The following is a 22,098-nucleotide window of genomic DNA, read 5'->3' on the forward strand; positions in this document are numbered from 1 at the left end:
GAGGGCGTTACTGGTGCACCGCACGCAGCACCTCCGCCAGGCTGGTCTCGCCCGCCGCCAGGCGCGCCAGGGCGCCCTCGGCCAGGGTCGCGCGGCGGCCTTCCAGCAGTCGCGCCATCTCGCCTTCACCGGCGCCTCGATAGATGAGCTCGGCCAGTTCGGCGTCCAGGGCGACGAATTCATAGAGCCCCAGGCGACCGCGATAGCCACTGCCGTTGCACGCCGCGCAGCCCTGGGGCTCGCGCAGCCGTTCGAGGCCGGCCAGCCCCGGCAGGAGCGCCTGCTCGGCCGGGCGCAGCGGACGCCAGGCAGCGCAGCCACAGAGCCGCCGTACCAGCCGCTGGGCCAGCACCCCCTTGAGGCTGGAGGCCAGCAGGAAGGGCTCCACGCCCATGTCGCGCAGCCGGGTAATGGCGCCCAGGGCGCTGTTGGTGTGCAGGGTGGAGAGCACCAGGTGACCGGTGAGACTGGCCTGCACGGCGATGCCGGCAGTCTCCACGTCGCGGATCTCGCCGATCATGATGACGTCCGGATCCTGGCGCAGGATGGCCCTCAGGCCGCTGGCGAAGGTCAGGCCGGCACGGGGGTTGACCGGGGTCTGGCCGATGCCGGGCAAGGCGTATTCCACCGGGTCTTCCACGGTGAGGATGCTGCGGCTGCCCTCGTTGAGCAGGCCCAGGCTGGCATAGAGGGTGGTGGTCTTGCCCGAGCCGGTCGGCCCGGTCACCAGCAGGATGCCGTTGGGCTGGGCCAGGGCACCACGCAGGCCAGTGTCTATGGCCGGCGGCAGGCCGAGGCGCGGCAGCTCCAGCAGGCTGGCCTGCTTGTCGAGGATGCGCATCACCACCCGCTCGCCGTGGACGCCGGGCAGGGTCGAGACGCGGATGTCCACGTCCCGGCCGCTGGCCCTCAGGGTGATGCGGCCGTCCTGGGGCTGGCGCTTCTCGGCGATGTCCAGCCGCGCCATGACCTTGATCCGCGACACCAGCATGGCCGACAGGGCCCGCGGCGGGCGCAGCAATTCGCGCAGCACCCCATCCACCCGCACCCGTACCACCAGCGCCTGCTCGAAGGTCTCCACGTGCAGGTCGGAGGCGTCCAGGCGCAGGGCCTCGGCGAACAGGGCGTTGATCAGGCGGATCACCGGCGCCTCGCCGGCGCTGTCGAGCAGGTCCTCGACCCGCGGCAACTCCTCCATCAGCCCGGCCAGGTCGACGGTCTCGCCCAGGCCTTCCACCAGGGCTTCGCTGGTGGCCTGGCCGGCTTCGTAGAGCGGCCCCAGGCGCTGCTCGAAGACCTCGCGGGGCAGCCAGTCGCAGCCCAGGGGGGGACCATGGCGGCGCTGCACCTCCTGCAGCAGGGCCAGGTCGGCATCCGTGCGGCACAGCAGCCGATAGCCGTCGGGCGCGGCGGCCAGGGCGATACCGGCCTGGCGCGCCAGGCGATAGGGCAGCGTCGGTGTCATCAGAGGCCGTCCAGGCGCGCCCGCGCCGAGGGATAGAGACTCTGCAGGGTGGGCGCGCCGCGACTGCCCGGCGGGGTGGCCGGCAAGGCAGCGGCCGGGGCGGCGGCGCGCATGCCGCGATACTTGTCTTCGCTGATCTGCTGCACCAGCGCCGGATCACGCAGGATGCGCGGACGGATGAACACCACCAGATTCTGCTTGGTGCTGGAGCGGGTACGCGACTTGAACAGATTGCCCAGCACCGGCACGTCGCCCAGCAGCGGCACCCGCTGGTCGCTGTCGTTGCCCTCGTTGCTGATCAGGCCGCCGAGGACGATGAGGCCGTTGTCCTCGACCATCACCGTGGTCTTGATCTCGCGCTTGTTGGTGACCACGTCGCTGGCGCGCACGTTGTCGGCCAGCGACGAGACCTCCTGGACGATCTCCATGCGCACGGTGTCGCCTTCGTTGATCTGCGGCTTGAGGCGCAGCTTGACCCCCACCTCGCGGCGCTCGATGGTCTGGTAGGGGTTTGCGTTGTTGCTGGTGACCGAACCGGTGACGAAGGGCACCTCCTGGCCGACCATGATCGAGGCCTCGGCGTTGTCCAGGGTCAGCAGCGTCGGCGTCGACAGCAGGTTGAAACCGCTCTCGCTGCGCATGGCCTGCAGCAGGGTAACGAAATTCAAGCCGCTGCCGCCGATGCGCCCGACCCCGGCGGAGATGCCCTGCATGCCCGACAGCAGACTGCCCAGGGCGGTGGTGTCCTGGTTGGCCGCGGCGGCGGCGATGCCGTTGATGGGCGTGCCGTTGGTGAAGTTGACGCTGCCCGCCGGCAGGTTGCCGTTGCGGTCGAGAAACAGCCACTGGACACCCAGCTGGTTGGCCTTGGTGTCGGTGATCTCGGCGATGATGGCCTCCACCACCACCTGGGCGCGGCGGATATCCAGCTGGCTGATGATGCGCTTGTAGCCGGCGAGCTCCCGTGGCGGACCGATCAGCACGATGGAGTTGGTCCCCAGGTCCGCTTCCAGACGAATACCGGGCGCCCCCGGCGCCAGCGTCCCGCCGCCCTTGGGCAGCGGGGCTTCCCCTTCCGCTCCACCTTCCGTAGGGGTGGTATTACCAGGGGCGGGCGCCGCGGGAATCTCCACCCGTGCCTCCTGGGTGACCTCCCCGCTCAGGCCGCGCAGCACCTTGACCACCTCGCCGGCCTTGGCGTGGTGCAGATAGACCACCTCGGTGTCGCTGGCCGCATCGCGGGAGACGTCCAGTTCGGCCACCAGCCGGCGCACCTGGCGGCGCACGGCCTCGTCGCCGCGCACCATGAGGGCATTGCTGCGGGCGTCCGCCAGCACCTGGACACCACCACCGGCCTGGCCGCGACTGGCCAGCAGCCGCTCCACCAGCGGCGCGGTGTCGCGCGCCTGGGCATGGCGCAGGGTGATCATCTCCACCGGCTCGTCGCGGCCGCGGTCCAGCCGCGTCAGCAGCTGACCGATGCGACTGAGGTTGCTGCGCCAGTCGGTCACCACCAGCAGGTTGCTGGCCGGATAGGGCGTGGCCACCCCGACCCGAGCGTCCATCAGCGGACGGACGATGCCCAGCAGCTGTTCGAGATTGCCACCGCGCACGGCGAACACCCGGGTCGCCACGGTATCGCCGGCCCCGGCCTTGGCCGGGGCGCCGTCATCCAGCTCCACCGGCAGCGGTTCGGTGCGCGCCGCCTGATCGGGCAGGATCTTCACGCTGCCGTCGTCCAGCTCCACCGCGGCGTAGCCGTTGGCGCGCAACTGGGCCAGGGCCAGGGCATAGACATCGTCGGCGGCCAGGGGCTGGGCGCTGCGCACCGTCAGGGTGCCGCGCACCCGGGGGTCGATGACGAAGTTGGTGCCAGTGATGCGCCCGACGCTTTCGATGAACAGATCGATCTCGGTGTTCTCGAAGTTGACCTCGAAGCGTTGTTCGGCCTGGGCGCCGAGCAGCCAGAAGGCGAGGAGCAGGCCGCAATAGCTGCGTTTCTTCACAGGGACAGTCTCACGGGTAGGGCCAGGGCGCGGCCCTGACGTTCCAGTTCCAGGGTCAGGGCGCCGGTGGCGCGCCAGTGCGGCAGGCGTTGCAGGAGCGCCCGGGTATCGGCCACGGGGACGGCGTCCACCCGGCGCAGGACGTCGCCGGGCTCCAGGCCCAGGCCACTGAAGAAGGCCGGTTCGGCGCCGGGTTGCAGGCGGTAGCCGGTCAGCTCGCCATGCTCGCGCACCGGGGTGGCGCGAATGCGCCTGAGCAGGCTGGCCAGGTCACCCTCCTCCGCGCTCGGCAGGGGCGCGGCCTTGACCGGCGCCGGCTTGGCCGTACCGCTGGCGGCGAGCCCGACGAGTTCGCGCGGCGCCGGCCAGGGCAACCGCTCTTCGCGATCGCCGCGGGTAAAGACCAGGCCCTGGGCGTCGATGGCGGTCAGCACCAGACCGGGCGCCAGGCTGTCGCCCAGCACCAGGGACAGCTGGCGATCGCCGTGGCGCAGCACCACCACCGAGCCGTCGATGGGCACCGCCTTGATCGCCCCGACCCACTGGATCGGCAGGCTGCTGGGTGCGGCCTGGCTGGCGGCGCGCCAATGGCCGGCAAGCAGATCGGCCGCCGGTGCCGTCTCGACCTGGGCGCTGGGCGCGGGCGTCGGCAGCCACAGCAGGCGCAGGTCGCAGACCACCCGGGCCGCCAGCCAGGCGGCGATGCCCAGCCACAGCAGGGTCAGCAGCCGCAGCGCCAGGGGATGGATGAGCAGGCGCGCCATCAGGCCAGCGACTCCAGACGGCGGCGCAAGGCAGCCAGCGGATGCCAGCCCGGATGGCCTTCGACGAACTCCAGGCGTGGCGGCGCCAGGGGTGCCAGGCCCCAGTCGGCGGGCCGGGCGCGCAGATAGGCTTCGAGGCGCTGCCACAGCGCCTCGCCGGTGCCGAGTTCACGCCCCAGGGCAAAGGTGCGAGAGGTAAAGGAGGCGCCCAGGGGTGCCTGCAGCGGTCCGATGCGCTGTCCACGCGGCGCGCCGTAGCGGCAGGTCCACGGGACGCCCAGCAGCCGCGGCAGATCCTGGCTGTTGTCCAGCAGCAGGGGTTCGCCGAAGCGGTTGTCGGCGGCCTCTTCCAGGAGCGTGCGCAGACCGTCCGCCGAGGTGGGCAGATCCAGCACCGTGGCCTCGTGGCCGCCACAGAGGGCGATCAGGTGCTCGCGGGTGATCCAGTCGCCCCGCCGCAGGGGCAGGTCATATCTCAGCCCTGGCAGCAGCACCGGCTGCGCATCGCCACCGCCCAGGGCCGCGGCGATCAGGGCATCCCAGCTGCCGCCGAGCAGGTCGCGGCGCCAGAGGTCCACCGGCGCCCGTGCCAGGTGCTGGTCGAGCCAGCCGGCATGGGGCGCCCGGGCCTGCGCCAGTTGCCGCTGATAATGTTCCAGCAGGGCTCGATCCGAGACGCGCTCGGCCTGCACCGGATGGAAGACGGCGTCCAGGCGCCAGCCGTCGCGACCGCCCCGGCAGCGGATCTCGAAGATACCGACGCCGCGGCAGCCCGGCAGGCACACCGGCAGCGGACGCCCGCTGCCGCGCATCACCGGGATCAGTTCCGGCCAGAGATCCTGGCCGCGGGCGCAGAGCAGCAGGTCCGCTTCCTCCAGCCGCTCGGCCAGCCACAGGCCCGGCCCGCTGCCGACATCGGCCAGCACCACCAGCAGATCGGCCTTGCCCCGGGCTTCGGCCAGCACCGGACGCAGCCGGGCATACCAGTCGGCCAGCGGCGCCTGCTGGTCGCTGGCATAGGGATCGGTCACGCCGACCAGGGCGATGCGCACCCCGTCGCGCTCGATCAGGGCGAAGGGGGCGACGCCCAGGGTGGTGCGCTGTTCTTCGGTAAGGGTGGCGCCCAGCACCGGGCGACCATAACGGCGATAGAGGGCGGCGCTGCGCTCGGGCCAGAGCAGGCGTTCGTCGCTGCTGACGCGGACCTCGCTGCCCAGCAACCGGCTGCCCTCGACCCCGGCCTCGCCGCGGGTCAGCTGGGTCAGGCCGCTGCCGTTCCAGCACTGGCCGTTTTCCAGGGTCAGGCTACGGATCGCGCCCTGGCGGGTGCGCAACTGGGTCAGCTGGCAGGCCAGGGCGGCATAGCCACCATAGCGCTGGCCGTCGCCACGCCCGGCATCCAGCAGCGGTGCCAGCGCGGGAGCGAGACGAGCCGCGTCGGCGCCGGTACGCCAGGGCGCGGCGCCGATCCGCCCGGCCGGCCCGAGCCGCACCCGCGGCACCACCGGCCAGCCGGGTTCGCGGGCATCCAGGGTGTCGGCGACATAGAGCAGCTGCAGATCGGTGTCCGCCGGACTGGCGGAAAAACCCCGGGCACAGCCACCCAGCAGGGGTGCCGTGGCGCCCGCCGCGAGCCAACCCAAGACCTGGCGTCGTGCCCAGTTGCCCATCCGATGTCTGCCTTGCGCGCTTAAATGAGGGCGGCATCCTAGGCGGCGAAAAGCTACAAATTCATGACAAAACAGCAGGTTACAAACTGTTACAGCGCGACTGGCGGGAAATGACCGGCTGTAACCTTTCAGTCACCAGACCATCACAGAGGCTTCCTAAAGTCGCCGGCTCCCGTGATCAACCAAGGAAGCTTTGCGCATGAGCACTTTCACGAGCGACGACCGTAACCGCAACGAAAGCGGCAACGAACCGCTGGATGCCGTCGTCGACCGTTACCTGTCGCGCCGCAGCGTCATGAAGGGCGGTCTGGGTGCCGCCATCGCCATGATCGCCGGCGGTGGCCTGACCGCCTGCTTCGACGGCGGTGGCGGCTCGCACGACGATCCGGCCCCCAGCCAGCCGGCCCCGGCGCCGCAGCTCAAGCTTGGCTTCGAATCCATCCGCGGCGCCCGACTCGACGCCATCGTCCTGGCCTCTGGCTACAGCGCCCGCACCCTGGCGCCCTGGGGCACCCCGCTGAACAACCTGGCCAACGCCTGGCGCAGCGACGGCAGCAACACCTCCACCGACCAGGCCAATGCCGCCGGCATGCACCACGACGGCATGCACTTCTTCCCGCTGAACAATTCCAGCAGCGACGGCCTGCTGGCCATCAACTACGAATACATCGACCAGAAGGTGCTGCACCCCAACGGCCCGACCACCACCAACGGCAAGCGTCCAGCCGAGGAAGTGCGCAAGGAGATCAATGCCCATGGCGCGGCGGTGATCCGCATCCGCAAGGTCAACGGCATCTGGCAGGTGGTCACCAACGACGCGCTGAATCGCCGCTTCACCAGCGCCACGCCCATGGAAATCGCCGGTCCGCTGCGCGGCAACGCCAATCTGGTCACCCCCTACTCCCCCGACGGCACCCGCACCCGCGGCACCAACAACAACTGCGGCAACGGCTTCACCCCCTGGGGCACCTACCTCACCTGCGAGGAGAACTGGCCGGGCATCTTCGTCAACAAGGGCACCCTGCCGGTCGACCAGAAGCGCATCGGCATCACCAACAAGAGCAACTACGGCTGGGAGACGCCGGCGGGTGACGCCAGCGAGGTGGACAACGAATTCCGCCGCTTCGACCTGACCCCCACCGGCGCCAGCGCGACCCAGGACTTCCGCAACGAAGCCAGCGGCTACGGCTACATCGTCGAGATCGACCCCTACAACAGCGCCGCGCCGGCCACCAAGCGCACCGCCATGGGTCGCTTCCGCCACGAGGGCTCGGCCTACGGCATCCCGGTCGCCGGCCAGCCGCTGGCGTTCTACATGGGCGACGACTCGCGCAACGAATACATCTACAAATTCGTTTCCGCCGCTGCCTGGGATCCGGCCGACGCCAATTCGGCCAATCGCCTGGCCATCGGCGCCAAGTACCTGGACAACGGCACCCTCTACGTCGCCCGTTTCGATGACGGCGGCAACGGCAAGTGGCTGCCGCTGACGGTCAATGCGCCGACCAAGGACGGCCGTACCCTGGGCGCCCTCTACGGCGACCTGGCCGGCATCATCCTCAACACCCGCGGCGCCGCCGACGCCGTGGGCGCGACCCCGATGGACCGCCCGGAGTGGACCACGGTCAACCCCTTCACCGGCGAGGTCTACGTCACCCTCACCAACAACTCGGCACGCACCTCGGCCAATGCCGCCAACCCACGGGTACCCAACGTCAACGGCCACATCGTGCGCTGGAAGGACAACAGCAACCAGACCGACTTCACCTGGGACATCTTCGTCTTCGGCTCGGACGCCGGTGCGGCCCCCGACATCAACCGCTCGGGCCTGACCGAACTCAACCAGTTCGCCAGCCCCGACGGCCTGGCCTTCGACAGCCGCGGCATCCTCTGGATCGAGACCGACAACAGCGACAACGCCGTGGCCGAGTACACCAACGACCAGTTGCTGGCGGTCATTCCGGCCCAGGTGGTGGATGGCAGCGGCAAGCAGGTCGCCATTTCCGCCACCAACCAGACCGCGCTGCGCCGCTTCCTGGTCGGTCCCAATGGCTGCGAGATCACCGGTATCACCTGGACCCCGGACCTGACGACCATGTTCATCAACGTCCAGCACCCGGATAACTGGCCGTTCAGCGAAGTCGCTACCGACGCCACCCCGGCCGGCACCAAGGTGCGTCCCCGCGCCTCCACCGTGGTGATCCAGAAGCTCGACGGCGGCCCCATCGGCGTCTGATCGCGTCGGCGAGAGCCCGGCTCCCCCGGTTGGCGACGACCGCGGGAGCCTTTTGCCTTCCAGCGGATTCGAAATCCGTCCCGTCACATGGAGAGCCGCGCAGCGTTTTCCACGCTACGGCTCCGGCGTTGATGGAGCGGATCGCCTGCTCCGACAACCCCCTCTCCCCCTGGGAGAGGATTGGGGTGAGGGCATGCCCCGCGCTACGGAGCCACCTGTGGAAAAGGCTGCGCCGTTTTCCGCGCTACGGATCTGGCATTGATAAAGCGGCTCGCCTGCTCCGACAGCCCCCTCTCCCTCTGGGAGAGCGTTGGGGTGAGGGCAGGCCCCGCGCTACGGAGTCACCTGTGGAAAAGGCTGCGCCGTTTTCCACGCTACGGCTCCGGCGTTGATGGATCGGATCGCCTGCTCCGACAACCCCCTCTCCCCCTGGGAGAGGGCTGGGGTGAGGGCATGCCCCGCGCTACGGATTCAACTGTGGAAAAGGCTGCGCCGTTTTCCACGCTACGGTTCAAGCGTTGATGGAGCGGATCGTCTGTTCCGACAACCCCCTCTCCCTTTGGGAGAGGGCTGGGGTGAGGGCATGCCCCGGGCAACGAATCACCTGTGGAAAAGGCTGCGCCGTTTTCCACGCTACGGCCCGGACCGCAAGGCTACTGCAACACCTCCGCCCCACCCGGCCCCGGTACCCACAGCGTGGTGTCCCGTGTCGCCAGCCAGCGCACCCGTTGCGTCGGCACCGCGGCAGCCCAGCGACTCACGCCCTGGGCCGCCAGCTGCCGCACCTGACGAAAGACCTGGCCGTCGCGACTCACCTCGACCCCGAGCAGGAAGTCGCCGCTGTTGAGGATCAGCCGCTGGGTCAGCAGGCTGAAGGTCTCCTCCCCCACCCCCGGCAGCGCTTCGCGCAGGCTCTCGACCGTGGCATAGCCCTGGGCGGGCCGCGCGGTGATCAGCAGTTGCAGCGTCTCGCGCGGCACCTCATCGAGAAACAGCGCCTCCAGCAGCGCCAGCTGACCCAGCCCCAGGGCATTGGCATTGAGGCGCCAGCCGGAGGTTTCCGGCAGGGCACAGAGTTCACGCAGGTGCAGATGCCGACCAGGGCGCGCCGGCTCCAGCCGATCCAGTTCGCCGATCTCGGCCAGCGGCAGATTGGGCACCAGCAGCGGCGGCGCCAGCCGCAGGGCCTCGGCACTCTCCAGACCGAATTCACGGGTCTCGCCGTCGGCATCTACCCAGTCGGCGAGGCGCTCGGCAAAGGCCGTAGCCGTCAGTCCGGGCTCGCCCAGGCCGCCCGGACGCTGCGCCAGCAGCTGCTTCAGCTGCCGTAACGCCAGGTCCCGCTCCGGGCCGGCCAGGGCGTTGACGTTGAAGCAGCCGTGCAGATCGCGCAGCTGGGCACGGACCTGGGCCCCCTCCACCTCATAGGCCAGCACCTCGCCCCTCAGGCTCTGCCAGAACTCGGGACGCTGGCGGGCCCCGGCCTGTATCAGGCCCTGGGTGACTACCTGCTCGGCGCCCGCCGCCAGCGCCCGCGCCAGGGTCTCGTGCTCCAGCAACCGCGCCCGCTGCAGTTCGGCCCGCCCTTCGGCCAGCAGCACCGGCAACAAGGCCGCCACCAGGGCCAGCGCCCAGAGCGCCATCAGCAGGGCCACGCCCCTTTGTCGCCGCACCCGCATTCCTCCAGGCAAAAGCGGCATTGGAACCGACCCAGGTTGCAGAATCGTGGCAATGCGTGGATCAGCTTCCCCGTTGGGCTTCGCTACGCTCAACCCAACCTATAAATGCTGCCGTCATGTGGAGGCGCGTGTGGTTACCCAAAGCAGCAGGACGCCAATCAGAAGCGCAAACACCAGGAGTATCGCCAGGCATCCCACCCCCTCGGGTACATCCGATAGCCAGGCGTTCTTCTCTGGAAAACGGCCGCGAGTCAATTTACGGAGCACCCATAGGCCAAGGCTGGCGCATAGATAACTCCAGAGAAAATTCAGTATCCATTCCATGGGCAATGCCAAAAGCCGATCTTGCGGATCCATTCCGGGAATGGTACCTACCCGTCAACTCCTATACTCGCTCATTCCTTACCGCTTGGCGAAGGCAAAAGGTACACAACAAAAAACCCGCCACCAGGGCGGGTTTCCTCACCAGCAGGGCCGCCTCACAGCTTGGCGATGGACACCTCGGTGGATTTGACGAAGGCGATCACCTCGCTGCCCACCTGGAGTTCCAGCTCCTTGACCGAGCGGGTGGTGATGACGGAGGTGACGATGCCGGCGGCGGTCTGGACGTCGATCTCGGAAAGCACCGAGCCCTCGATGATTTCCTTGATGGTGCCCTTGAACTGGTTGCGAACGTTGATGGCCTTGATGGTCATGGCAGAACTCCTCGGGTGATCGATCAGTAGGCCCAGCGCAGTTGCGTGGGCAGGGGTTGCACGATTTCGGGTAGATCGGGGTTGAGCGGCTGCTGCAGCACCCGGGCCAGTACCTCGGCTTCCAGGCGGGCCAGTTGGGCATCGCCGGCGGCCCGGGGGCGCGCCAGGTTGACGTCGAGATCCAGGCCGACGTGGCCGTCTTCGATGAGCACCACGCGATCGGCCAGGGCCACCGCCTCGCCCACGTCGTGGGTCACCAGCAGCACGGTGAAGCCGTGGCGCTGCCAGAGGCCCTCGATGAGTTGCTGCATCTCGATGCGGGTCAGGGCATCCAAGGCGCCCAGCGGCTCGTCGAGCAGCAGCAGGCGCGGCTGGTGGATCAGGGCGCGGGCCAGGGCCACGCGCTGCTTCTGGCCGCCGGACAGCGCCGAGGGCCATTCCTGGGCGCGATCGGCCAGGCCGACCGCCTCCAGGGCTTCCAGCGCCTTGGGCTTCCAGTCGCCCTTGAGACCCAGGCCGACGTTGTCGATGATGCGTTTCCAGGGCAGCAGGCGCGCGTCCTGGAACATCAGCCGGGTGTCTTCGCGGTGCTCCGCCAGGGGTTCGTCCTGCCCCAGCAGGGTGCCGCCACTGGCGCGGTCGAGTCCGGCCACCAGGCGCAGCAGGGTGCTCTTGCCGCAGCCACTGCGGCCCACCACGGCGACGAACTGGCCGGCCGGGATCTCCAGATCGATCCCATGGAGCACGGTGCGCTCGCCAAAGGTCTTGACCACCTGTTGCAGCTTCAGGGCGATGCCCCGCGCCAGCGGCGGAACGGCTTGCAGACTGGTCATGCGTGGGCTCCCTTCTGATAGGCCGGGTGCCAGCGCAGCCAGGCGCGTTCCAGGCCGCGGGCGGCGAGATCCGCCAGCTTGCCGAGGACGGCATAGAGCAGGATGGCCAGCACCACGATGTCGGTTTGCAGGAATTCCCGGGCGTTCATCGCCAGGTAGCCGATGCCGGAGCTGGCGGAAATGGTCTCGGCGACGATCAGCGTCAGCCACATCAGGCCGAGGGCGAAACGCACCCCCACCAGGATGGCCGGCAAGGCGCCCGGCAGTACCACGTGCCAGAACAGCCGCGCCCCGGAGAGGCCGTAGCTGCGGGCCATCTCCACCAGCGCCGGATCGACGTTGCGGATGCCGTGGTAGGTGTTGAGATAGATGGGGAAGAACACCCCCAGGGCCACCAGGAACAACTTGGCCGACTCGTCGATGCCGAACCAGAGGATCACCAGCGGGATCAGCGCCAGGTGCGGCACGTTGCGCACCATCTGCAGGGTGCTGTCGAGCAGGCGCTCGCCCCATTTCGACAGCCCGGTGATGAAGCCCAGCGCCAGGCCGATGCTGCCACCGATGGCGAAGCCGATACCGGCACGCCAGCCGCTGATGGCCAGGTGTTGCCAGAGCTCACCGCTCTTGACCAGGCTCCAGCCCGCTTCCAGCACCGCCGCCGGTGACGGCAGGATGCGGCTGGACAGCAGGCCGCTGCTCACCGACAGCTGCCAGGCGACGATCAGGGCCACCGGCACCACCCAGGGCGCCAGGCGCTGGAGTTGACGTTCGGTCGTACTGCTCATGCCCGCCCCTCAGCTCTGCGCCGCTTTCTGCGGCAGGATGTCGTTGGCCACCATCTCGCCGAAGGGACTCACGTAGTTGGCGCCCTCCACCTGGGTCGGCCGCTTGACCGGCAGGTGCGGGAACAGCAGTTCGGCCACCCGGTAGGATTCTTCCAGGTGCGGATAGCCGGAGAAGATGAAGGTATCGATGCCCAGGGCGGCGTATTCCTTGACCCGCGCGGCCACGGTGGGACCGTCGCCGACCAGCGCGGTCCCGGCGCCGCCCCGCACCAGGCCGACACCGGCCCAGAGGTTGGGGGCGATCTCCAGGTTGTCGCGGCGGCCCCCGTGCAGCGCGGCCATGCGCTGCTGGCCGACCGAGTCGAAGCGGGCGAAGGCGGCCTGGGCCTTTTCGATGGTGGCATCGTCCAGGTTGGCGATGAGCCGGTCGGCGGCCTTCCAGGCCTCTTCGTTGGTCTCGCGGACGATCACGTGCAGGCGGATGCCGAAGCGCACCGTGCGGCCCTGGGCGGCGGCCTTGGCTCTGACCGCCTCGATCTTCTCGCGCACCGCGTCCAGGGGCTCGCCCCAGGTCAGGTACAGCTCCACCTGCTCGGCGGCCAGGTCCTGGGCGGCATCGGAGGAGCCGCCGAAGTACAGCGGCGGGCGCGGTTGCTGCAGCGGCGGATAGAGCAGCTTGGCGCCCTTCACCTGGATGTGCTTGCCGTCGTAGTCCACCGTCTCGCCTTCCAGCACGCGACGCCAGATGCGGGTGAATTCCACCGAGGCTTCGTATCTTTCGCTGTGGGACAGGTGCAGGCCGTCGCCGGCCAGCTCGTCGGGATCGCCGCCGGTGACCAGGTTGAACAGCGCCCGGCCGCCGGAGAGGCGATCCAGGGTGGCCGCCTGCCGCGCTGCCACGGTGGGCGAGATGATCCCGGGGCGCAGGGCCACCAGGAACTTGAGTTTCTGGGTGACCGGAATCAGCGAGGCGGCCACCAGCCAGGAATCCTCGCAACTGCGACCGGTGGGGATCAGCACCCCGCCGAAACCCAGGCGATCGGCGGCCTGGGCGACCTGGGTCAGGTAGCCGTGGTCGACGGCGCGGGCGCCTTCGGCGGTACCCAGGTAGTGGCCATCGCCGTGGGTCGGCAGGAACCAGAAGATATCGAGACTCATGGGGACTTTCTCCAGCAGGCGAATTCAGGGTTTGGCGGCAGCGGTCTGCAGACTGGCGGGCGGGGTCCACACCACGTCGCGGATGACCAGCGGCTTGGGAATCAACTTGAGGGCGGTGAAGGCGTCGGCGATCTTCTGCTGCTGCGCCGCCACCTCGGGACTGATGAAGCGGGCGCCATAGCCCTGGCGCTTGACCACCCGTTCGGCGGTGTCCAGCGGCAGGTTCAGCAGCGGCGCCACCTGGGCGGCGACCTGGTCGGGGTGGGCCTTGGCCCACTCGCCCACCGAGCGCACCTCGTCGACGATGGCGCCGACCTGTTCGGGATGGGCCTTGGCGAAGCTGCGGGTGGCCAGATAGAACTGGTGGTTGTCGGCGAGGCCGGTGGCATCGGTCAGGGTGCGCGCCTGCAACTGGGTCTCGGCGGCGGCCTGATAGGGATCCCAGATCACCCAGGCATCCACCGCGCCGCGTTCGAAGGCGGCGCGGGCATCGGCGGGCGGCAGGTAGACCGGCTGGATGTCCTGGTAGGGGATGCCGGCCTTGGCCAGCGCCTGCACCAGCAGGTAGTGGACGTTGGAACCCTTGTTCAGGGCGATCTTCTTGCCCCTGAGATCGGCCAGCGACTGGATGGCCGAATCCTTGGGCACCAGGATGGCTTCGCTGGTGGGCGCTGGCGGTTCGTGGGCCACATAGACCAGATCGGCCCCGGCGGCCTGGGCGAACACCGGCGGGGTCTCCCCGGTCACGCCGAAGTCGATGCTGCCGACGTTGAGGCCTTCCAGCAGCTGCGGGCCGCCGGGGAATTCGGTCCACTGCACCTTGACGCCGTCCTTGGCCAGGCGCTGCTCCAGGGTGCCGCGGGCCTTGAGGGTGATCAGGGTGCCGTACTTCTGGTAGCCGATGCGCACCGTCTCTTCCGCCTGGGCCAGGCCGGCGGCCAGGGTCAGCAGGGAAACGGCGAGCAGCGAACGGGTGAAGGAGAACTGCATGACTAACGCTCCTGGTCAGATGCCCCAGCGCGCCTGACCGATGCGATCGGCCAGCAGCTCGGGGGTCAGGGGTTGGGGACGCCGCACCAGGGCCGCGTGGAATTGTTCGAGGGATTCGTGCAGGCGCTGCTCCAGTGCCGGGGTCAGGGCGACCCCGGTCTCGGTGTAGCTGACCTGGCTGTCGTCGGCGAAGACGCCATTGAGGATTTCCTGGGCCTTGAGCGCCGAGAGCACCGGCTTCAGCGCGTAGTCGATGGCCAGCAGGTGACCGCTGGAACCGGCGGTGGCCAGGGGCAGCACCACCTTATGGGTCAGGGCGCGTTCGGGCAGCAGGTCCAGCAGGGTCTTGAGGGCGCCGGCCAGGGAGGCCTTGTACACCGGGGTGGCGATCACCAGGCCATCGGCGGCCTGCAACTGGGCGATCAGTTCCACCACTGGCGGACTGTCGAAACGAGCACCGATGAGGTCGGCAGCGGGAAAGTCCTGGATACGCCAGCGCGACAGTTCCACGCCGCGCGCCTGCAGCCAGTTCGCTGCCAGATCCAGCACGCCGGTGGAGCGCGACCGCGCTCCCGGACTGCCCGCCAAAGTCACCACCTGCATCGCCGCCTCCAGGATAAAAAGGAGCGGTGTCGCGCCGCTCGAAAAGGAATGAGCGGACCTTAGCAAGGGGTGCTTATTCCCTAAAAATATCCTTTAGGCACTTGGTTATAACCAGAAAACAAAAACCCCGGCCGGAGCCGGGGTTTTCTTGTCACCGCAGGTGTCAGCGATTGGGCTGCGGGGTCAGGCGCAGATAGGGCTTCACCGCGGTGTAGCCCTTGGGGAAACGGCGCTTGAGTTCTTCTTCGTCCTTGAGCGACGGCACGATGACCACGTCATCGCCATCCTTCCAGTTGCCCGGGGTCGCCACCTTGTGATTGTCGGTGAGCTGCAGGGAATCGATCACCCGCAGGATCTCGTCGAAATTGCGTCCGGTGCTGGCCGGATAGGTGATCGACAGCCGCACCTTCTTTTGCGGATCGATGACGAACAGCGAGCGCACCGTGAGGGTGTCGTTGGCATTGGGGTGGATCATGTCGTAGAGGGTCGAGACACTGCGATCGGCGTCGGCCAGGATCGGAAAGCCCACGGCGGTCGCCTGGGTTTCTTCGATGTCCTTGATCCAGCCCTGGTGCGATTCCAGGCCGTCCACCGAGAGGGCGATCACCTTGACGTCGCGCTTGGCGAATTCGTCCTTGAGCTTGGCGGTGAGGCCCAGTTCGGTGGTGCAGACCGGGGTGAAGTCGGCCGGATGGGAGAAGAGCACGCCCCAGCTGTCGCCCAGCCACTCGTGGAAGCGGATGCGACCCAGGCTGGAATCCTGTTCGAAATCGGGGGCGATGTCGCCCAGACGGATGGTCATTGGCAGTTCTCCTGATGCAGGTAGGGATAGCGGCACTATGCCGCCCACCAGAGCGGGCGGGAAAGATCGGATCACGCTGTGGTTATAACGCGAAAGACGACCCGTCCAGGGCCATCGTCCGGCGGCTACGCCCTGTGCTGCGTGATGCCCCTCACAATTTCGTCGCGCTTTTTCCACCCAGGCGCCGCGGCCGCTAGGGTGCTACACCTAAGGAAGATCGACGGACCGCCATTTGGCCGAGCGGGGCAACCCGCAGCGCTCGCCATGGTCTGTTGGCAAGACGAGGAGGAGATTCTCATGTTAGGCAAACGTAATGACGACCCCGGTGCCAGCACCCATTTCCGTAGCGAGCGCGTCAGCGTGGTCAACGGTCAGTTTTTCTTCACCACCCGCGAGGGCACCCTGGAAGGCCCCTTCTTCAGCCGCGAAGAAGCGCTCAACCAGATCGATCGCTACGTCGAGCGGCTGCAGACCTCTCAGGGCCTGATGCGCCAATCCGTCAGCAACGTCTGACCGCCTGCGCTCGATCCTTTAGACTGCGCGCCCTGAATCCCAGGCCGCGCCGCTCATGACCGATTTCCAGCACGCCCAGCTCGACTGGGATGCCTCCGGGCAACCCCTCTCCCGCACCTATGGCGACGTCTACTTTTCCCGCGCCAGCGGTCTGGAAGAGACGCGCTATGTCTTCCTGCAGCAGAATCGCCTGGCCGAACGCTTCGCCGCGCTGGTGCCGGGCGAAGTCTTCACCATCGGCGAGACGGGTTTCGGCACCGGCCTCAACTTCCTCTGCGCCTGGCAACTCTTCGACGCCCTGGCACCACAGGAAGCGCGCCTGCATTTCGTCAGCGTCGAGCGCTTTCCGCTGACCGCTGCCGATCTCGCCCAGGCGCTGAGTCTCTGGCCGGAACTCGCCCCCTACAGCGCAGCGCTGCAGCGGCAGTACCAGGCGATCCATCCAGGCTTCCAGCGGCTGATCCTGGGCGACGGGCGCATCACCCTGACCCTGCTGGTCGGCGATGTGCTGGAGCGCCTGCCCGAACTGGATGCCCGTTGCGATGCCTGGTTCCTGGACGGCTTCGCCCCGGCCAAGAACCCCGAGATGTGGACGCCCGCGCTGTTCGCCGAGCTGGCTCGGCTGTCCCATGCCGGCACCACCCTGGCGACCTTTACCTGCGCCGGCTTCGTCCGCCGTGGTCTCAACGAGGCCGGCTTCGCCATGGCCAAGGTGCCTGGCTTCGGCCACAAGCGCGAAATGCTGGCAGGCGCCCTGGAACGCCCCGTCGCCCCTGACCCCGTGCCCTGGTATGCCCGCCCACCGCGCCCCCAGGGCCCGCGCACGGCCCTGGTCATAGGCGCCGGCCTGGCCGGTTGCGCCACCGCCACCAGCCTGGCCCGCCGCGGCTGGCAGGTCCGGGTCGTCGAGCGCCACGGGGCGCCCGCCCAGGAGGCCTCCGGCAATCCCCAGGGCGTGCTCTATCTCAAGCTGTCGGCCCATGACACCCCGCTCAGTCGGCTGATACTCGATGGCTTCGGCCTGACCCTGCGCGAATTACAGGCTCTGCCACCTGGCGCAGCCTGGTCAACCTGCGGGGTGCTGCAACTGGCGCTGACGGACAAGGACGCCCAGCGGCAGGCGCAACTAGCCGCGCACTTCCCCGCCGATCTGCTGCAGCCGCTGGACAGCGACGCCGCCAGCGACAGGGCCGGAATCGGTCTCACGGCGGGGGGCCTATTCTTTCCGGAAGGAGGCTGGGTACATCCGCCGGCGCTGTGCGCGCACTGGCTGGCCCATCCGAATATCGAGCTGGTCACCCATACCGAGGTGACCGCCCTGCAGCGGACCGAGCACGGCTGGCAGGCCAGTACCCACGGCGAGCCGCTGACGGCGACGGTGGTCGTGGTGGCCAGCGCCGCCCAGGCCCGCACGCTGCTGCCCGGCCTGCCGCTGAAGGCGATCCGCGGGCAGTTGTCCGCGCTGCCGGAAACCCCGGACAGCCAGGCGCTGGCCACCGTGGTCTGCGGCGAAGGCTATCTCGCCCCGGCGCGGGAAGGTCGGCACTGCCTGGGCGCCAGCTTCGTGTTCGACCGGAGCGACACCGAACCCAGCCAGGCGGAACACCAGAGCAACCTGCACCTGCTCGCCGAATTGTCACCCGCGCTGGCTGCCGGCTATGAAGCCGAGAAACTGGAAGGTCGCGTGGCTTTCCGCTGTACCTCGCCGGATTACCTGCCCCTGGTCGGCCCGGTGGTGGACGAAGACCTCTTCGTCCAGCGCTACCAGGCACTGGCCTACGACGCCCGCCAGGTACCCGAGCAGACGGCGCCCTGGCGCGAGGGACTCTATGTCAATCTGGCGCACGGCTCCCGTGGCCTGGTCACCACCCCGCTGGCCGCCGAACTGCTGGCGGCCTGGCTGGAAGACGAGCCCCTGCCGGTGGCGCGGCAGGTGGCCGAAGCCTGCCACCCCAGTCGTTTCCCCCTGCGCCGGTTGATTCGCGGCGGCTAGATGATCGCCAGCGGACTCTTGGCTTGCGGCGGCGGAAAGGCGCCGTCGAGCAGGGCGAAGTCCTCTTCGCTCAGGCGCAGATCCAGGGCCCGCGCATTCTCTTCCAGATGTCCGGCATCGCCGGCCTTGGGAATGGCGATCACACCCGGCTGACGCAGCACCCAGGCCAGGGCGATCTGCGCCGGGGTGGCCTGATGCCGTTCGGCCAGGGTAGCCAGGGCCGGGTGGCGCAGCAGATCCCCGCCCTGCCCCAGCGGACAATAGGCCATCAGGGGCATCTGCTGACGCTGGCACCAGGGCAGCAGGTCATGCTCGATACCGCGCTGTTCCAGGTTGTAGAGGACCTGATTGGCGCTGCAGCGATCATCGTTCAATTCGAGCATGTCGCTGGTGTCGAGGTTGGAAACGCCCCAGTGGCGGATCTTGCCTTCGTCGCGCAGTTTCTCCAACGCCATGACCGTCTCGATCAGCGGCACCTGGCCGCGCCAGTGCAGCAGATAGAGGTCGATGACATCGGTGCCCAGGCGTTTCAGGCTGCGTTCGCAGGCCAGGGGTACGCCGGCTTCGGTGGCGTTCTTCGGATAGAACTTGCTCACCAGGAAGACCTCGTCCCGCCGCCCGGCCATGGCCTCGCCCACCAGTTCCTCGGCGCGGCCTTCGCCATACATCTCGGCGGTGTCGATCAGGGTGAGTCCCAGGTCCAGCCCCTGGCGCAGGGCACTGACCTCCTGGCGATGCAGATCCGCGTTCTCGCCCATGCGCCAGGTACCCTGGCCCAGCGCCGGAACGGTAGTGCCATCGGGCAAACGAACGGTTTGAGCGGTATTCATGGGCGCTTCCTTCTCTTGGATGTGGTCGTTAGAACGCCAGCGCGACGCCGATTCTCCCGGTCATCCGCCAAACGGCAGCCAACGCCTTCCCACAGGCCCTGCGACCTGACGTCGCACTGGTAAAGTACGCCTACAAGGATTCCAAGAAAAATCACCAGGACCTGCCATGAAGTCGTCGATCCTGGGCCTTTGCGCCCTGCTCTCCGCCGCCCTGCCCATGACATCCAGCTACGCTGACGTCATTACTCTGAGGTTTTCCCATGTGGTAGCGCCGGAGACCCCCAAGGGCAAGGGTGCTCAGCTGTTCCAGCAGCTGGTGGCGCAGCGTCTCGCCGGGCAGGTCCAGGTGGAGGTGCTGCCCAGCGGCACGGCCTTTACCGATGCCAACGAACTCCAGGCGCTGCAGGACGGCAAGGTCGACATCCTGGCGCCGGCGATCAGCAAACTCACCGAACTCAGTCCCAAGCTCAAGCTGTTCGACCTGCCCTTCCTGTTCGAGAGTCGTGCGGCCCTCGATCACTTCCAGGCCCGGCCCAGCGGTCGCCAGCTGCTGCAGAGCCTGGAGCCAGCCGGGGTCATCGGCCTGGCCTACTGGCCCAACGGCCTCAAGCAGCTGTCGGCGCGCAAGCCCCTGCGCGAACCCGGCGATGCCAAGGGACTGGTGTTCCGCATCCAGAACTCCGACGTCCTGCAGAGCCAGTTCGAGGCCCTGGGCGCCACGGCGGTCAGGCTGCCCTTCAACCAGACCTTGCAGGCGCTCACCACGGGCACCGTCAATGCCACCGAGAACACCTGGTCCAATTACTGGAGCCAGCGTCTCGACCAGCAGCAGCGCTATTTCACCGAGAGCAACCATGGCGCCCTCGACTACATGCTGATCGTCAAGGCGGATCGCTGGCGCACCCTGCCCTTCGCCGTACGCAGTACCCTGGAAGAGATCATCGACCAGGTGACCTTCGAGGTGAAAAAGCAATCCGAGGCGGAAAACCAGCGTGATCGGGCGCGCATCGCCGCCGCGGGTGGCAGCGAGATCATCACCCTCACTCCCGAACAACGGGCGCGCTGGCGGGACGCCATGCGTCCGGTGTGGCAGCGTTACGAAGGCGAGCTCGGCGCCTCGCTGCTCAAGGCGGCGGAAACCTCGAACTAGCGGGACTGTTGCGGCGGCGCGGCCCAGCGGCGCAGGGGCAGACTGCCCGCCTCGCGACACTGCAGATCGCGAAAGGGCCCCGCGATCCGGACCCAACCCGGCCCCGGCGGCGTCTGGGTACAGAAGTCCTGACCATCGGTGTTGCTGCGCCAGCGCCAGTAGGCCGCCGGCTCGGCGACGGCCTGGCTACCCAGCAATCCCAGCAGGCCGATCGCCAGGTACCTGCCAGCGGTCCGCCGGAACCTCTCGCGCGATAAGCATGTCGGTTTGCAGGTAGGCCCTCTGAATTCGCACAGGATTTCCGCCATGCCGCTATCCGTCTTGCGTAGCAAACCCACCCTCCTCGCCCTCGCTCTGGTTGGCGCCGGTCTGGCCCTGACCGGCTGCGCCCGCGATCCGGAAAAACGTTCTCTGGGTGCCGAGGCGATCAGCAATGCCAAGAGCATGGCGCGCACCGATGCCGACATGCAGAAGGTGCTGAACAAATACGCCAGCTTCGATCCCAAGGCCGTGGAAAAACTCACCGCTCAGCAGGCCCGCCAACAGCCTACCATCGCCGATGCGGTCAAGGGTGTCCTGCAGGACGAGGGTCGTCCCACCCAGCCTGAGGCCCTGGTACCCGGCGTGACCAGCGTCGACCGTGCTGTGGATGGCGCCGCCGGCGTGCTGCCCGCCCGCATCTACACCCCCGAGGGCCAGGGTCCCTTCCCGGTCATCCTCTACTTCCACGGCGGCGGCTGGGTGTTCGCCGATCGCAACGTTTACGACGGTGGCGCCCGCGGTCTGGCCAAGCAGGCCAATGCCATCGTGGTCTCGGTGGACTATCGCCAGGCGCCCGAATACAAGTTTCCCGCTGCCCATGATGACGCCCTGGCGGCCTATCGCTGGGTGACCACCCACGCCGGCTCGCTCAACGGCGATTCCCAGCGGCTGGCCCTGGCCGGTGAAAGCGCCGGGGGCAACCTGGCGGTGGCGACCGCCGTGGCCGCCCGCAAGGCCGGTCTCACCGCACCCAAGCACGTGCTGTCGGTCTATCCGGTGGCCCAGACCAACACCCATACCCCGTCCTACGAGCAGTATGCGGACGCCAAGCCGCTCAATCGGCCGATGATGCTGTGGTTCGTCGAACAGGTGACCCGTACGCCCGCCGATCTCAAGGATCCGCGCCTGGACCTGACTCGCGCCGACCTCGCCGGCCTGCCGCCGGTGACCATCGTCAATGCCGAGATCGATCCCCTGCGTGACGACGGTGGCTTCCTGGAGACCGCCCTGCGCCAGGCCGGCGTCCAGGTGGAGCGAAAGGTCTATCCGGGCGTCACCCACGAGTTCTTCGGCACCGCTGCGGTGGTGCAGAAGGCCAAGGACGCCCAGGCCTATGCCGGCAGCCGTCTCAAGACGGACCTGGGCAAATAACAGTCTTCCGTCCGTCGTGAACACCGCCGGCCCCATGCCGGCGGTGTGCATTCAGTCGGGAAACAGCAAGGGCCCGGCCTCGCGCATGAAGATCTCGCAGGTCTTGGGGCCCACCCCCTTCAGGGTCTGCAGGCGGCGCTCGAAATCCGCACGATCGGCGCTGGCGTTACGTAGCTTGAGAAAACTGCCGCCATAGTCTTCCTGCAGATGACGACAGACATCCAGCAGGCGCGTGGCGGTGCTCTCGTCATAACGCCGGTAGTGGCCCTCGCCGAGATAGTTGACCAGTTGCTGCCAGCTCAGATTGAGCAGCTTGCGCGGCGTGTCGCGGCCGTATTTGCGATAGAGCACCTTCCAGGCCTGGGCAGCGATGCTCTGGGAGATGCGCTTGCCGAACAGGTAGCTGGCCAGGAACCAGCCGAACAGCGCCGGCTCGTCGCCCGGCGCCAGGGTCAGACCGAGATCGGCCGCAGAAGTCGTCTTGCTCAAGCATCATCCCTCTCGTAGGCATCT

The 22,098-nt window shown here is 68.1% G+C and carries 20 protein-coding genes; 5 read left to right on the forward strand and 15 right to left on the reverse strand.

The features are described 5' to 3' along the window. Nucleotides 1–7 precede the first annotated feature (7 nt). The 4 genes from OXS31_RS19505 to OXS31_RS19520 are packed head-to-tail and all read right to left on the reverse strand — an operon-like array spanning nucleotide 8 to nucleotide 5,905. Nucleotides 8–1,465 (reverse strand): ATPase, T2SS/T4P/T4SS family, encoded by a 1,458-nt coding sequence (locus OXS31_RS19505; protein ID WP_027598401.1) that lies wholly within the window; start codon nucleotides 1,463–1,465, stop codon nucleotides 8–10. Beyond that, nucleotides 1,465–3,471 carry a type II secretion system secretin GspD gene (gspD, locus tag OXS31_RS19510; protein WP_267401436.1) on the reverse strand — a complete coding sequence of 669 codons (2,007 nt, stop codon included), beginning with the start codon at nucleotides 3,469–3,471 and terminating at the stop codon, nucleotides 1,465–1,467. The genes OXS31_RS19505 and gspD overlap by 1 nt, the downstream gene beginning before the upstream one ends. Next, a complete protein-coding gene (locus OXS31_RS19515; RefSeq protein WP_186380435.1) occupies nucleotides 3,468–4,235 on the reverse strand; it encodes a hypothetical protein in 768 nt (255 codons plus the stop codon). Before OXS31_RS19515 ends, gspD begins: the two co-directional genes overlap by 4 nt. Then, nucleotides 4,235–5,905, reverse strand: a complete 1,671-nt coding sequence (locus tag OXS31_RS19520; protein WP_267401438.1) for a lipoprotein UxpA — start codon at nucleotides 5,903–5,905, stop codon at nucleotides 4,235–4,237. The genes OXS31_RS19515 and OXS31_RS19520 overlap by 1 nt, the downstream gene beginning before the upstream one ends. A gap of 199 nt (nucleotides 5,906–6,104) precedes the next feature. Between OXS31_RS19520 and OXS31_RS19525 the strand changes: the two genes are divergently transcribed. Continuing rightward, nucleotides 6,105–8,141 carry a PhoX family phosphatase gene (locus tag OXS31_RS19525; protein ID WP_007162340.1) on the forward strand — a complete coding sequence of 679 codons (2,037 nt, stop codon included), beginning with the start codon at nucleotides 6,105–6,107 and terminating at the stop codon, nucleotides 8,139–8,141. 653 nt (nucleotides 8,142–8,794) lie between these two features. On the opposite strand, the gene gspK is transcribed toward OXS31_RS19525, so the two are convergent. The 8 genes from gspK to OXS31_RS19565 all read right to left on the reverse strand — a co-directional run bounded on the left by gspK (nucleotide 8,795) and on the right by OXS31_RS19565 (nucleotide 15,686). Continuing rightward, entirely contained in the window at nucleotides 8,795–9,814 is a 1,020-nt protein-coding gene (gene gspK / locus OXS31_RS19530; RefSeq protein WP_267401442.1) for a type II secretion system minor pseudopilin GspK, read from the reverse strand. A 485-nt stretch (nucleotides 9,815–10,299) separates the two neighbouring features. Then, nucleotides 10,300–10,515 (reverse strand): TOBE domain-containing protein, encoded by a 216-nt coding sequence (locus OXS31_RS19535; protein ID WP_007163030.1) that lies wholly within the window; start codon nucleotides 10,513–10,515, stop codon nucleotides 10,300–10,302. Nucleotides 10,516–10,538: 23 nt separating this feature from the next. Further along, the gene (gene ssuB, locus OXS31_RS19540; protein ID WP_007163029.1) at nucleotides 10,539–11,348 is read right to left on the reverse strand and encodes an aliphatic sulfonates ABC transporter ATP-binding protein; all 810 of its coding nucleotides are present in this window, start codon (nucleotides 11,346–11,348) and stop codon (nucleotides 10,539–10,541) included. Beyond that, nucleotides 11,345–12,133: an aliphatic sulfonate ABC transporter permease SsuC gene (gene ssuC, locus OXS31_RS19545; RefSeq protein ID WP_017639828.1), complete on the reverse strand. Its 789-nt coding sequence runs from the start codon at nucleotides 12,131–12,133 to the stop codon at nucleotides 11,345–11,347. The genes ssuB and ssuC overlap by 4 nt, the downstream gene beginning before the upstream one ends. A 9-nt stretch (nucleotides 12,134–12,142) precedes the next feature. Next, a complete protein-coding gene (gene ssuD, locus OXS31_RS19550; RefSeq protein ID WP_027598406.1) occupies nucleotides 12,143–13,291 on the reverse strand; it encodes an FMNH2-dependent alkanesulfonate monooxygenase in 1,149 nt (382 codons plus the stop codon). Between the two features lie 24 nt (nucleotides 13,292–13,315). Beyond that, complete coding sequence (locus tag OXS31_RS19555) at nucleotides 13,316–14,281, reverse strand: sulfonate ABC transporter substrate-binding protein (RefSeq protein ID WP_027598407.1); 966 nt, start codon at nucleotides 14,279–14,281, stop codon at nucleotides 13,316–13,318. A gap of 15 nt (nucleotides 14,282–14,296) precedes the next feature. Beyond that, complete coding sequence (ssuE, locus tag OXS31_RS19560) at nucleotides 14,297–14,884, reverse strand: NADPH-dependent FMN reductase (protein WP_027598408.1); 588 nt, start codon at nucleotides 14,882–14,884, stop codon at nucleotides 14,297–14,299. Nucleotides 14,885–15,047: 163 nt separating this feature from the next. Continuing rightward, the gene (locus OXS31_RS19565) at nucleotides 15,048–15,686 is read right to left on the reverse strand and encodes a peroxiredoxin (RefSeq protein WP_027598409.1); all 639 of its coding nucleotides are present in this window, start codon (nucleotides 15,684–15,686) and stop codon (nucleotides 15,048–15,050) included. Nucleotides 15,687–15,983: 297 nt separating this feature from the next. Between OXS31_RS19565 and OXS31_RS19570 the strand changes: the two genes are divergently transcribed. Both OXS31_RS19570 and mnmC read left to right on the forward strand, forming a co-directional pair. Beyond that, nucleotides 15,984–16,199: a DUF6316 family protein gene (locus OXS31_RS19570; RefSeq protein ID WP_007163023.1), complete on the forward strand. Its 216-nt coding sequence runs from the start codon at nucleotides 15,984–15,986 to the stop codon at nucleotides 16,197–16,199. Between the two features lie 55 nt (nucleotides 16,200–16,254). Next, entirely contained in the window at nucleotides 16,255–18,192 is a 1,938-nt protein-coding gene (mnmC, locus tag OXS31_RS19575) for a bifunctional tRNA (5-methylaminomethyl-2-thiouridine)(34)-methyltransferase MnmD/FAD-dependent 5-carboxymethylaminomethyl-2-thiouridine(34) oxidoreductase MnmC (protein ID WP_267401446.1), read from the forward strand. Here mnmC and OXS31_RS19580 read toward each other — a convergent pair. Next, nucleotides 18,189–19,022 carry an aldo/keto reductase gene (locus tag OXS31_RS19580; protein WP_027601428.1) on the reverse strand — a complete coding sequence of 278 codons (834 nt, stop codon included), beginning with the start codon at nucleotides 19,020–19,022 and terminating at the stop codon, nucleotides 18,189–18,191. The two genes, mnmC and OXS31_RS19580, sit on opposite strands and share 4 nt — an antisense overlap. Before the next feature lie 166 nt (nucleotides 19,023–19,188). Here OXS31_RS19580 and OXS31_RS19585 point away from each other — a divergent pair, with 166 nt between their 5' ends. Then, entirely contained in the window at nucleotides 19,189–20,172 is a 984-nt protein-coding gene (locus OXS31_RS19585) for a DctP family TRAP transporter solute-binding subunit (RefSeq protein ID WP_027598412.1), read from the forward strand. Here the strand turns inward: OXS31_RS19585 and OXS31_RS19590 are convergent. Further along, entirely contained in the window at nucleotides 20,169–20,369 is a 201-nt protein-coding gene (locus tag OXS31_RS19590; protein ID WP_007163019.1) for a hypothetical protein, read from the reverse strand. The genes OXS31_RS19585 and OXS31_RS19590 overlap by 4 nt on opposite strands. Before the next feature lie 109 nt (nucleotides 20,370–20,478). Between OXS31_RS19590 and OXS31_RS19595 the strand changes: the two genes are divergently transcribed. After that, the gene (locus OXS31_RS19595; RefSeq protein WP_027598414.1) at nucleotides 20,479–21,585 is read left to right on the forward strand and encodes an alpha/beta hydrolase; all 1,107 of its coding nucleotides are present in this window, start codon (nucleotides 20,479–20,481) and stop codon (nucleotides 21,583–21,585) included. A gap of 51 nt (nucleotides 21,586–21,636) precedes the next feature. Here OXS31_RS19595 and OXS31_RS19600 read toward each other — a convergent pair whose 3' ends face one another. After that, nucleotides 21,637–22,074 carry a DNA methylase gene (locus OXS31_RS19600; RefSeq protein WP_044342629.1) on the reverse strand — a complete coding sequence of 146 codons (438 nt, stop codon included), beginning with the start codon at nucleotides 22,072–22,074 and terminating at the stop codon, nucleotides 21,637–21,639. Nucleotides 22,075–22,098 lie beyond the last annotated feature (24 nt).

The organism is Pseudomonas sp. GM_Psu_1 (genome assembly GCF_026544185.1).
GTDB lineage: Bacteria > Pseudomonadota > Gammaproteobacteria > Pseudomonadales > Pseudomonadaceae > Chryseomonas > Chryseomonas oryzihabitans.